Origin of the sequence: Oscillibacter sp. CAG:155, from assembly GCA_000436875.1 — a bacterium.
In the GTDB taxonomy this organism is placed as follows: domain Bacteria; phylum Bacillota; class Clostridia; order Oscillospirales; family Oscillospiraceae; genus Oscillibacter.
Genome location: FR890938.1, coordinates 1 through 11270 on the forward strand (window position 1 = coordinate 1; position 11270 = coordinate 11270).

General features: G+C 64.6%; 12 protein-coding genes and 1 pseudogene. 11 read left to right on the plus strand and 2 right to left on the minus strand.

Going from position 1 to position 11270, the window contains the following annotated elements; translation table 11 throughout:
- The 11 genes from QZL67_RS07765 to QZL67_RS07815 all read left to right on the plus strand — a co-directional run.
- Nucleotides 1–260 (plus strand): acetyl-CoA carboxylase biotin carboxyl carrier protein subunit (locus QZL67_RS07765; RefSeq protein WP_292920113.1); only part of this gene is annotated, 260 nt, incomplete at its 5' end.
- A gap of 3 nt (nucleotides 261–263) precedes the next feature.
- Nucleotides 264–1655 (plus strand): acetyl-CoA carboxylase biotin carboxylase subunit, encoded by a 1392-nt coding sequence (accC, locus tag QZL67_RS07770; RefSeq protein WP_022290159.1) that lies wholly within the window; start codon nucleotides 264–266, stop codon nucleotides 1653–1655.
- A complete protein-coding gene (accD, locus tag QZL67_RS07775; RefSeq protein WP_022290160.1) occupies nucleotides 1652–2509 on the plus strand; it encodes an acetyl-CoA carboxylase, carboxyltransferase subunit beta in 858 nt (285 codons plus the stop codon). The genes accC and accD overlap by 4 nt, the downstream gene beginning before the upstream one ends.
- Entirely contained in the window at nucleotides 2506–3327 is an 822-nt protein-coding gene (locus tag QZL67_RS07780) for an acetyl-CoA carboxylase carboxyltransferase subunit alpha (protein WP_022290161.1), read from the plus strand. The genes accD and QZL67_RS07780 overlap by 4 nt, the downstream gene beginning before the upstream one ends.
- On the plus strand, nucleotides 3324–4274 hold the full coding sequence (locus tag QZL67_RS07785) for a beta-ketoacyl-ACP synthase III (protein ID WP_022290162.1): 951 nt from the start codon (nucleotides 3324–3326) through the stop codon (nucleotides 4272–4274). Before QZL67_RS07780 ends, QZL67_RS07785 begins: the two co-directional genes overlap by 4 nt.
- 22 nt (nucleotides 4275–4296) lie before the next feature.
- A complete protein-coding gene (locus QZL67_RS07790) occupies nucleotides 4297–5238 on the plus strand; it encodes a nitronate monooxygenase (RefSeq protein WP_022290163.1) in 942 nt (313 codons plus the stop codon).
- Nucleotides 5239–5296: 58 nt separating this feature from the next.
- Complete coding sequence (gene fabD, locus QZL67_RS07795; RefSeq protein WP_022290164.1) at nucleotides 5297–6250, plus strand: ACP S-malonyltransferase; 954 nt, start codon at nucleotides 5297–5299, stop codon at nucleotides 6248–6250.
- Nucleotides 6247–6990: a 3-oxoacyl-[acyl-carrier-protein] reductase gene (fabG, locus tag QZL67_RS07800; protein WP_022290165.1), complete on the plus strand. Its 744-nt coding sequence runs from the start codon at nucleotides 6247–6249 to the stop codon at nucleotides 6988–6990. The genes fabD and fabG overlap by 4 nt, the downstream gene beginning before the upstream one ends.
- A 107-nt stretch (nucleotides 6991–7097) precedes the next feature.
- Nucleotides 7098–8339 carry a beta-ketoacyl-ACP synthase II gene (gene fabF / locus QZL67_RS07805; RefSeq protein ID WP_022290166.1) on the plus strand — a complete coding sequence of 414 codons (1242 nt, stop codon included), beginning with the start codon at nucleotides 7098–7100 and terminating at the stop codon, nucleotides 8337–8339.
- A 1-nt stretch (nucleotide 8340) separates the two neighbouring features.
- Nucleotides 8341–8775, plus strand: a complete 435-nt coding sequence (fabZ, locus tag QZL67_RS07810; RefSeq protein ID WP_022290167.1) for a 3-hydroxyacyl-ACP dehydratase FabZ — start codon at nucleotides 8341–8343, stop codon at nucleotides 8773–8775.
- Nucleotides 8776–8845: 70 nt separating this feature from the next.
- Nucleotides 8846–9304 (plus strand): MarR family winged helix-turn-helix transcriptional regulator, encoded by a 459-nt coding sequence (locus QZL67_RS07815; RefSeq protein WP_022290168.1) that lies wholly within the window; start codon nucleotides 8846–8848, stop codon nucleotides 9302–9304.
- A 245-nt stretch (nucleotides 9305–9549) separates the two neighbouring features.
- Here QZL67_RS07815 and gluQRS read toward each other — a convergent pair whose 3' ends face one another.
- Together gluQRS and QZL67_RS07825 are read right to left on the minus strand one after the other, a co-directional pair.
- Nucleotides 9550–10494, minus strand: coding sequence for a tRNA glutamyl-Q(34) synthetase GluQRS (gene gluQRS, locus QZL67_RS07820; protein ID WP_022290169.1), 945 nt, complete (start codon nucleotides 10492–10494; stop codon nucleotides 9550–9552).
- Nucleotides 10495–10606: 112 nt separating this feature from the next.
- Nucleotides 10607–11270, minus strand: a pseudogene (locus QZL67_RS07825) (hypothetical protein); the annotation flags it as partial.

The window sequence follows — 11270 nt, forward strand, 5'->3', positions numbered from 1 at the left end:
CTGCGGCCCGTCCCGCAGACGGCCCCGTCATCGCCGCGCCGCTGGTGGGCACCTATTACGCCACTCCCGCCCCCGATCAGCCTCCCTTCGTGGCGGTGGGCGACACGGTGAAAAAGGGCCAGACCGTGTGCCTGATCGAGGCCATGAAAATGATGAGCGAGGTTCCCGCCCCCTGTGACTGCGTCATCGAGGAGGTTTTGAAGGCCAGCGGCGAGCTGGTGGCCTTTGAGGAGCCTTTGTTCCGCTACCGGGCGGTGTAAGCCATGCTGAAGCGTGTATTGATCGCCAACCGGGGCGAGATCGCCCTGCGGATCCTGCGGGCCTGCCGGGAGCTGGGCATCGACACTGTGGCCGTCTACTCCCAGGCGGACGCGGAGGCGCTCCACGTCCAGCTGGCGGGACAGGCTGTGTGCATCGGTCCTGCCCGCGCCGCAGACAGCTATCTCAACCAGACCGCCCTTTTGACCGTGGCCGTGGCCACCGGCTGCGACGGCGTCCACCCCGGATACGGCTTTTTGTCTGAAAACGCCGACTTTGCCGACGCCTGCGCCGCCGCGGGGCTGACTTTCATCGGTCCCTCCGGCGATACCATCCGCAAGGCCGGCTCCAAATCCGCCGCCCGGGACATCATGCGCGCCGCCGGCGTGCCGGTGACCCCCGGCTCCGACGGCCCCGTCTCCTCTGTGGAGGACGCCCTGGCCGCGGCGGAAACCGTGGGCTATCCGGTACTGCTCAAGGCCAGCGCCGGCGGCGGCGGACGGGGAATCCGCCGCTGTGACCGGGCCGAGGACCTGCCCTCCGCCTACGCCGAGGCCAAGGCAGAGGCCAAGGCCTGCTTCGGTGATGACGAGATGTACCTGGAAAAGCTGGTGCTGGGTCCCCGGCACATTGAGTTCCAGGTGCTGGCGGACCGCTACGGCAACGTGATCCACCTGGGAGACCGGGACTGCTCCGTACAGCGCCGCAACCAGAAGCTCATCGAGGAAGCCCCCGCCTGGTGTCTGACGCCGGAGCTGCGGAAGAAGATGGGCGAGGCCGCCGTCCGGGCGGCCCGGGCCGTGAACTACGAAGGTGCCGGCACCGTGGAGTTCTTGCTGGACGGTGACCTGGAGCACTTCTACTTCATGGAGATGAACACCCGGATTCAGGTGGAGCACGGCGTCACCGAGCTGGTCACCGGCGTGGATCTGGTGCGTCAGCAGCTGCGCATCGCCTCCGGATTGCCCCTGGATCTCAAGCAGGAGGATATCCATCTCAGCGGCCATGCCATCGAGTGCCGCATCAACGCCGAGGACCCGGCCCGGAATTTCCAGCCCTGCCCCGGCCATGTGGAGTTCCTCCACTTCCCCGGCGGCACCGGCGTGCGGGTAGACTCCTGCCTGTACAACGGCTGCCAGCTCTCCCCCTATTATGACTCCATGGCGGCGAAGATCCTCTCCCACGCCCCCACCCGGATGGAGACCATCCGGAAGATGCGCCGCTGCCTGGAGGAGTTCGCGCTGGAGGGGTTCCCCACCAACGCGGAGCTCTCCTATCAGATCCTGTACCATCCCGATTTCATCCTGGGCAAGTGCACCACCGCCTTTTTGGACGCGCACCTGTCGGAACTGCTGGAGTTCAACCGCCAGCTCAATGAAAGTGAGGCCGAGGAATGAACAGCATTTTTGCCAAACGCCGTGCCCGGCTGCTGGCCATGAAAGCCATCCGGGACAACCAGGCCATTCCCGGCGAAAAGACCGTCACCTGCCCGCACTGCCAGCAGGTCAGTGACCGCAAGATCGTGGCCCAGGGACTGTCGGTTTGTCCCAAATGCGGCTACCACTTCCCCATCGGTGCCTACTACCGGCTGAGCACCATTCTGGACCCCGGTACCTTCCGGGAGCTCAATGAGAAGTACCCCGCCGGCGACCCCCTCCACTTCCCGGACTACCGCAAGAAGCTGGAGAGCGCTCAGCGCAAGACCTGCCTGACGGAGGCCGCCGTCACCGCCACCGGTACCATCGGCGGCGTCAAATGCGTGGTGGGCGTGCTGGACAGCCGTTTCCTCATGGGTTCCATGAGTGCCGCTGTGGGTGAGAAGATCACCCTGGCCATCGAGTTTGCCACCAAGAACAAGCTTCCCCTCATCCTCTTTGCCGCCAGCGGCGGCGCCCGGATGCAGGAGGGCATCCTCTCGCTGATGCAGATGGCCAAAACCAGCGCCGCCTTGGCCCGATTCTCCGAAAAAGGGCTTTTGTATATCTCCGTGCTCACCGATCCCACCACCGGCGGCGTCACCGCCAGCTTCGCCTCCCTGGGCGACATCATCCTGGCCGAGCCCGGCGCCCTGATCGGCTTTGCCGGTCCCCGGGTCATCCAGCAGACCATCGGCCAGACGCTGCCCGAGGGATTCCAGCGGGCGGAATTTCAGATGGCCCACGGCTTTGTGGACGCCGTGGTGCCCCGGGTCCGCATGCGGGAGACTCTCTCCCAGCTGCTGCGGCTCCACGAGAAAGGAGGCCGCCAATGAGCGCGCAACTGACTGCCGCGGAGCGGGTGGCCATCGCCCGCAATCCCCAGCGGCCCAATATTATGGATTACATCGGTGCCCTGTTCACCGATTTCTTTGAGTGCAAGGGCGACCGTCTCTGCGGTGAGGACGGCGCCATTGTGGGCGGCATTGCCCTGTATCACGGCCGTCCCGTCACCGTCATCGGCACCCGCAAGGGCCGCACGGCGGAGGAAAACCTCAAGTGCAACTTCGGCATGCCCAGCCCCGAGGGGTACCGCAAGGCCCTGCGGCTGATGCGCCAGGCAGAGAAGTTCCGCCGCCCCATCATCACCTTCATTGACACTTCCGGCGCCTATCCCGGCCTGGAGGCGGAAGAGCGGGGCCAGGGCGAGGCCATCGCCCGGAACCTCTTTGAGATGAGTCGGCTGACCGTACCGGTCATTGCCATCGTCACCGGCGAGGGCAACAGCGGCGGCGCGCTGGCGCTGGGCGTTGCCAACCGGGTGCTGATGCTGGAAAACGCCGTCTACGCCATCCTCTCCCCGGAGGGCTTTGCGTCCATTTTGTGGAAGGATTCCTCCCGCAGCGCCGAGGCCTGCGAGATGATGCAGCTGACAGCGCCGGATCTTCTGCGCCTGGGCGTGATCGACGATATTATCCCCGAACCCGAGGGCGGTGCCCACACGGCCCCCGTTGTGGCGCTGCGCCAAGTAGACCGCTGCCTCCACCGCCATCTGGCGGAGCTTTCCAAGGAGAGCGGCGCCAGTCTTGCCGCCGGCCGCTATCAGAAATTCAGACAGATGGGAGCGGCCGCTCCCGACAAGGAGGAGCAATGAACGGAATCAAGATTCTGGGGACCGGCAGAGGCGTCCCCTCCAAACTGGTCACCAATGAGGACATGGCCAAGATCGTGGACACCAACGACGAGTGGATCACCACCCGCACCGGCATCACCCACCGCCACCACCTGGCAGAGGGTGAGACCATCACCGACATGACGGTTCTGGCCGCCCGCCGGGCTCTGGAGAACGCCGGCATCTCCGCCGACCAGATCGGCGCATGCATCGTGGCCACGCTGACTCCCGACACCCTGGTGCCCTCTGCCGCCTGCTGCCTGCAGCGGGAGCTGAACCTGCCCCACGACACCGTGTGCTTCGACCTCAACGCCGCCTGCACCGGCTTCCTCTATGCCCTGCATACCATGGAGTGCCTCCTGAACGCTTCCGAGCGCAAGTACGGCCTGGTAATCGGTGCTGAGAACCTCAGCCGCATTACCAACTGGAAGGATCGGGGCACCTGCATCCTCTTCGGCGACGGCGCTGGTGCTGTCGTGGTGGAGTGCCGGCCGGAATGGCCCTCCATCTCCGCTATCCTGGGCTGCCATGGCACCGATCAGATGCTGCGGGTCCCGGGCGTGGAAAAGGGCGTGCCCAGCCTGATCTACATGGAAGGCACCAAGGTCTTCAAGTTCGCCGTGGAGGCCGTCCCCTACTGCATCGACCAGGTCCTGGCCAAAACCGGCAAGACTGTGGACGACGTGGACTTCTTCGTCTTCCACCAGGCCAACGCCCGGATCATCGATCTGGCTGTCAAGAAGTACCACATCCCCCAGGAGAAGTACTACAAGAACATCTGCGAATACGGCAACACCTCTGCCGCCAGCATCCCGCTGGTCATCAGCGAGCTGCATGAGATGGGCAAGGTCGGTCCCGGCTCCCGCGTGCTGATCGTGGGCTTCGGCGGCGGCCTGACCTGGGGCGGCGCAATGATCGAATTTGCTTGACTTTGAGAAGAAAGGCGCGACTATGAAAAAGCTCAATGAGATCCTGGGGACGGAGTTCCCCATCATTCAGGGCGGCATGGCCAACATCGCCACCGGCGAATTCGCCGCCGCCTGCTCCAACGCCGGCGCGCTGGGTATGATCGCCACCGGCGGCTGGGACGGCGACCGTCTCCGTCAGGAGATCCGCCGGGCCAAGGAGCTGACGGACAAGCCCTTCGGCGTGAACCTGATGCTGATGAGCCCCTATGCCGACGACATCGCCCGCATCATCCTGGAAGAGGGCGTGAAGGTGGTCACCACCGGTGCCGGCAACCCCGGCAAGTACATTCCTGCCTGGAAGGAAGCAGGCATCAAGGTGCTGCCCGTGGTGGCGGCCTCTGTGCTGGCCAAGCGGCTGATCCGCTTGGGCGTGGACGCCGTCATCGCCGAGGGCACGGAGTCCGGCGGCCATGTGGGCGAGATGACCACCATGGCCCTGGTGCCTCAGGTGATCGACGCCGTGGGCGATGTACCTGTGGTGGCAGCCGGCGGCATCGCCGACGGCCGTCAGGTGGCAGCCGCCTTCTCCCTGGGCGCCTGCGGCATCCAGGTGGGCACCTGCCTGCTGGCAAGCGTGGAGTGCCCCATCCATGAAAACTACAAGCAGGCCGTGCTGAAGGCCAAGGACTCCGACACCGTGGTCACCGGCCGCTCCGTTGGCGGCCCCGTGCGGTGCCTGAAGAACAAGATGACCCGGGAGTATCTGGCTCTGGAAAAGCAGGGCGCGTCCCTGGACGAGCTGGAGAAGGTCACCCTGGGCGGACTGCGCCGGGCCGTGCTGGAGGGCGACATGGAGCACGGCAGCGTCATGAGCGGCCAGGTGGCCGGCATGCTCCACGAGATCAAGCCCGTGCGGCAGATCTTCGAGGAGCTCTACAGCGGCGGCAAGGCCGTGCTGGAGGCCACCTCCAAGGAGTGGCAGTAAGCCGCTCCCGCCCCGCCGGGACCTTCCGTCCCGATTTTGACGAATGGAGAAACGCACAATGAAGCTTGGATTTTTATACGCCGGGCAGGGCAGCCAGCACCCCGGCATGGGCGCGGACCTGTACGAGGCCTATCCCGCGTTCCGGGAAGTGCTGGATCAGGCTGCCGCCCAGGTGGACTTTGATTTGAAGCAGGTGTCCTTCACGGACCCTGACGGCGTTTTGACCCAGACCCGCTACACTCAGCCCTGCATGGTGGCCTTTGCCGCCGGCGTGACCGCGCTGCTGCGGGAAAAGGGCATCGTCCCCGCCGTGGCGGCGGGACTGTCCCTGGGCGAATACTCCGCCCTCCATGCCGCCGGCGTCTTTGACGCCGCCACCGCCGTCAAGCTGGTGGCCTTCCGGGGCAAGGCGATGGAGCAGGCGGCCGCCGACCGTGAGAGCGCCATGGTGGCCGTGCTGAATCTGGACCGTGCCCCCCTGCAGGAGGCCTGCGACGCGGCTTCCGACCTGGGGTGCGTGGTGATCTGCAACTACAACTGCCCGGGCCAGCTGGTCATCGGCGGTGACAAGGCCGCCGTGGAGAAGGCCGCCGCCATCGCCAAGGAGAAGGGCGCCCGCCGGTGCCTTCCCCTGAAGGTCAGCGGCCCCTTCCACACCCCCCTGATGGCCCCCGCCGGGGATGCCCTGGCGGACTACTTCAAGACCGTCACCTTCGCTGAGCCTCAAATCCCCGTGCTCTTCAACTGCCTGGGCGATGTGAAGGACGACACCGTCACTATCCCGGAGCTGCTGGTCAAGCAAGTCCAGAGCAGCGTCTTCATGGAGGACTCCATCCGCACAATGGCCTCCATGGGCGTGGACGCCATTGTGGAGATCGGGCCGGGCAAGGCCCTCAGCGGCTTCGTGAAGAAAACCGTGCCCCAGGTGCCCGTCACCGCGGTGGAGACCGCCGCAGACGTGGAGGACCTGGCTGAGACGCTCAAAGAGCTGGTAAAGGAGAACGAACAATGAATTTTGCGGGAAAGACTGCCGTCGTCACCGGCGGCAGCCGGGGCATCGGCCGGAGTGTGTGCCTGGAGCTTGCCAAGGGCGGCGCCAACGTGGTGCTGTGCTACGCCGGAAACGAGGCCGCGGCCCAAGAGACCGTGGCCGCCTGCGAGGCCGCCGGGGCCAAGGCCCTGGCCGTCAAGTGCAACGTGGCCGACGCCCAGCAGGTGAAGAACCTGATGGACGAGGCCATCAAGACCTTCGGCCGGATTGACATTCTGGTCAACAACGCCGGCATCAATCGGGACGGCCTCTTGATGATGATGAAGGAGTCCGACTTTGACGACGTCATCAGCGCCAACCTGCGGGGCACCTTCCTCTGCATGAAGGCCGTGTCCCGGACCATGATGAAGCAGCGCTACGGCCGCATCGTGAACCTCTCCAGCGTGGTGGGGCTTCACGGAAACGCCGGTCAGGTGAACTACGCCGCCAGCAAGGCCGGCGTCATCGGCATGACCAAGTCCCTGGCCAAGGAGCTGGCCACCCGGGGCGTGACGGTCAACGCCGTGGCCCCCGGTTTCATCGCCACCGATATGACCGCCGCCATGACCGACGCGGCCAAGGAAGCCACCCTGGCCGCCATCCCCATGTCCCGTCTGGGTGCACCGGAGGATGTGGCGCGGGCCGTGGCCTTCCTGGCCAGCGACGAGGCTGCTTACATTACCGGCCAGGTGCTGGCCGTGGACGGCGGCATGTCCATGTAAACGAGACGGTCTCTCCCCGCCGATTCCGGTTCGGAAAGCGGGGCAGGCACTATCTCCCCTCCCCTCTGGGAGGACACCATTTTGTTTGAAAAAATTGGAGGTATTCTATGGAACGACGCAGAGTCGTCATTACCGGCCTGGGAGCGATCACGCCCGTGGGCCTTACCGCGGTGGAGAGCTGGCAGGCCGTCAAGGACGGCGCTTGCGGCATCGCGCCCATCACCCAGTTTGACCCCAGCGACATGAAGGTGAAGCTGGCCGCCGAGGTCAAGGATTTCGTCCCTGAAAACTACTTGCCCAAGCCGGAGATCAAGCGGATGGGCCGCTTCACCCAGTTCGCCGTGGTCTGCGCCATGGAGGCCATGGCCGATGCGAACTTCACTCTGGACGAGGCTGAGGCGGACCGCTGCGGCGTCATCGTCTCCAGCGGCATCGGCGGCCTCTCCATCACCGAGGCTGAGCATGACCGGGGCAAGGAGCGGGGCTGGGACCGGGTTTCTCCCTTCTATATCCCCACCGGCATCTGCAACATGGCTGCCGGCCAGATCGCCATCCGCACCGGTTTCCGTGGCATGTGTTCCTGCCCGGTGACCGCCTGCACCGGCGGTACCAACGCCGTGGGCGACGCCTTCCACTATATCCGGGACGGCTATGCCGACGTGATGCTCTGCGGCGGCACGGAAGCAGCAGTGACACCTCTGGCCATCGGCGGCTTCACCTCCATGAAGGCCCTGAGCCAGAATCCGGACCCCAACCGTGCCTCCATTCCCTTCGATAAGGAGCGCAGCGGCTTTGTCCTGGGTGAGGGTGCCGGCGTGCTGCTGCTGGAGGAACTCTCCCACGCCCAGAAGCGGGGCGCCAAGATCTACGCCGAGCTGGTGGGCTACGGCGCCACCTGCGATGCCTACCACATGACTGCGCCCCGGCCCGACGGCAGCGGCGCCGCCAAGGCCATGGAAATGGCCATTCGGGATGCCGGCACCACGCCGGACCAGGTGGACTATATCAACGCCCACGGCACCTCTACTCCCCTCAATGATGCCGGCGAGACTGCCGCCGTCAAGCTGGCCTTCGGCGACCATGCCCGGGAGCTGATGATGAGCTCCACCAAGTCCATGACCGGCCACATGCTGGGCGCCGCCGGCGCGGTGGAGGCCATCTTCACCGCTTTGTCGCTGCGGGACGGCTACGCCCCCGCCACCATCCACTATGAAGTGCCCGACGAGGCCTGCGATCTGGACGTGGTGCCCAACGAGGGCCGCAGCGCCGATCTGCACTACGCCCTGTCCAACTCTCTGGGCTTCGGCGGTCACAACGGCAGCATCCTGCTGAAGAAATGGGAGGATTGACATGGGACTGCAGCTCAATTCCAATGAAATCGCCAAGATCCTGCCCCACCGTTTCCCCTTCGCGCTGGTGGACCGGATCGTAGACGGCGAACCCGGCCAGTGGGCCAAGGGCATCAAGTGCGTCAGCGTGGGGGAGCCGGTTTTCTGCGGTCACTTCCCCCAGGAGCACGTCATGCCCGGCGTGCTGCTGATCGAAGCCATGGCCCAGGTGGGCGCCGTGGCCATTTTGTCCCTGCCGGAGTACGCCGGCAAGACCGCCTACTTCGGCGGCATCAAGAACGCCCGGTTCAAGTCCAAGGTCACGCCCGGCGATGTGGTGGAGATGGAATGCACCCTCACCAAGCGCCGGGGCCCTGTGGGTGTGGGCGAGGCCAAGGCCACCGTGGACGGCAAGGTGGTCGCCACAGCGGAGCTGACCTTTGCTATCGGCGGGTAACGGCTGCCGTTTTTCCCCCGTCCCTGTCGGAAGAACTCGGCCAAAATACCCGGGAAAGCGGGACGCAACCATGCTGAAAAACGCATTTTTTAACGTGTATACCAAGGTCAAGCTGCACTTTTACCAGGAGATCTTCCAGCGTTTCCAAAGCCGGGAGGCAAGCCTGACCACTGTGGAAACCTTCTGCATGGAGGCCATCCAGGCCCTGGGCAGTCCCACAGTGAACGAGTTTGCCACCTTCATGCGCATCTCGCCGCCCAACGCGGCCTACAAGGTCAACAGCCTGGTAAAAAAAGGGTACCTGCGCAAGGTACAGTCCAGCTCGGACAAGCGGGAATACCATCTGGAGGTCACCCAGAAATACGTGGATTACTACAACATCTCCATCAGCTACATGGTGGAGGTGATGGACCGGATCTCCGCCCGCTTCTCCAAGGAGGACTGTGCCAAGCTGGAGGAGATGCTCACCATCGTCAGCCGGGAGCTGATGCCGGAGGTGGACATTCACGACGCACCCATGCCGGAATAACAAAAGGCCGCAGGCGTTGCCTGCGGCCTTTTGCCTGCCTTAGGCATGCAAAGCAAGTTTTTAAAATCTTTTTCCACAAAGTTTCCAAAATTTCTGATTAAAAGCGAAAGAAACCCCTCCTGGGTTTCTTTCGCAGCTATCTTCCTTCCCGTCATCTGAAGTTTTCCTTCTGTTGACAACAAGAAGGCCGCAGGCAACGCCTGCGACCTTCTTGCTATTACGGATCTCAGTTTTGCCCGGTGGACTCAGAACAGCCCCTCCGGCAGGCGGATATCCTCCCGGGGCACCTTCTCCCAGTTGAACTCCCCCACCAGCTGCTCTGCGGTGCAGGGCGCTGCCGAGGAGTGAAAGCCCGCCAGCCAGGCCAGCTTCCCCAGTACCTCATCCGCCGTCACCCGGCCCCGCAAAACCTCCAGTCCCGCGTCCGCGTTCCGCTTGCTCAGCCGACGCCCGTCGGACGAGAGCAGCAGCGGCAGGTGATAAAATGACGGTGCCTTCCAGCCCAGCAGCTCATAGAGCAGCAGCTGCCGGGGCGTGGAATCCAGCAGGTCCGCCCCCCGGACCACCTCCGTCACCCCCATGGCGGCGTCATCCACCACTACCGCCAGCTGATAAGCAAACATGCCGTCGGAGCGGCGCAGCAAAAAATCCCCGCAGTCCCGGGCTAGATTCTCTTCATAGCGGCCCATATGGCCGTCTGTAAAGCCCGTCTCACGGTCCGGCACCCGTATCCGCAGGGCCGGGGTTCTGCCCGTCTCGCGGGCTCTGGCGGCCGCCTGTGCCGGGGATAACCCCCGGCAGGTACCGGGGTAGATCACCTGGCCGTCCTCCCGGTGGGGCGCACTGGCGGCATGCAGCTCCGCCCGGGTGCAAAAGCAGGGATAGACCAGCCCCATGGCCTCCAGCCGCTCCAGCGCCGCCTGATACAGCGCCGTCCGCTCACTCTGAAAATACGGTCCGTCCGGGCCGCCTACATCGGGCCCCTCGTCCCATGAAAGCCCCAGCCAGCGCAGGTCCTCGATCATCTGCCGGGCATACCGCCGGGGACAGCGGGCCGTGTCCAGATCTTCGATCCGCAGCACTACCCGTCCTCCCTTCTGCCGGGCGCTGAGCCAGGCTAGAAGGCAGCAGAAAATATTGCCCAGATGAATCCGTCCGCTGGGGGACGGGGCAAAACGGCCCACCACCATGGGATCACCCACCCTTTCCTTGGTTCTTTCCGCCGGTCATTGCTGCTCTCCGGCGCGGAAAAGCAGGCACGCAAACCTGCGCGCCTGCCATTCATCTCTTCTTTGCAGACAGTTACGCTGTCCGGACTGCCACAGAGGCAAAGCTGAACCAGCCCCGCGCATCCCGGCAGACCCCGGTGAGATTCTCCCGCAGCTGGTCGGCGGTGACAGTGGTATACAGCGGTGCCAGGGCATAATCCCCCAGCAGCAGCTCCTCCGCATCGTGCAGACAGCCCATGCGGGCCGCGCTGTCGGATGCGCTGGCGATGATGGACATCAGCGTGTCATAGGCGCTGTTGGCATAGCCCAGCACATTCTCCTCCCCGTCGGTGACCCAGGGGCGCAGGAAACACTCCGCGTCGTTGCCCAGGGGCTGAAAGGTCCCTGCCGCCAGATCGTATTCTCCGGTGCGCAGCGCCGTCTCCAGTTCCTCTGCTGTCACGGCCTTAGGGGTCACATCCACTCCCAGTGCCCGGGACCACTCTCCGCACACCTCCTGGGCCACATCACCGGCCGTTCCCTCGTCCACATATAAATACTCCAGTCCGGTAGGCGCGCCGCCTGCCGCGGCGTTGAGCAGCTTCTGGGCCTCCAGACAGGACGACTGGTATTTCTCCGGGTCCGTCTCCACCACGGAGCCGCCGACCGTACGGAAATCCCCGTCCTCGTTTTCCGGAACGCCGGGGGCAATAAAGCCCTCCGCCGGACAGGCGGCATCTCCTGCCGCCACTGCAATG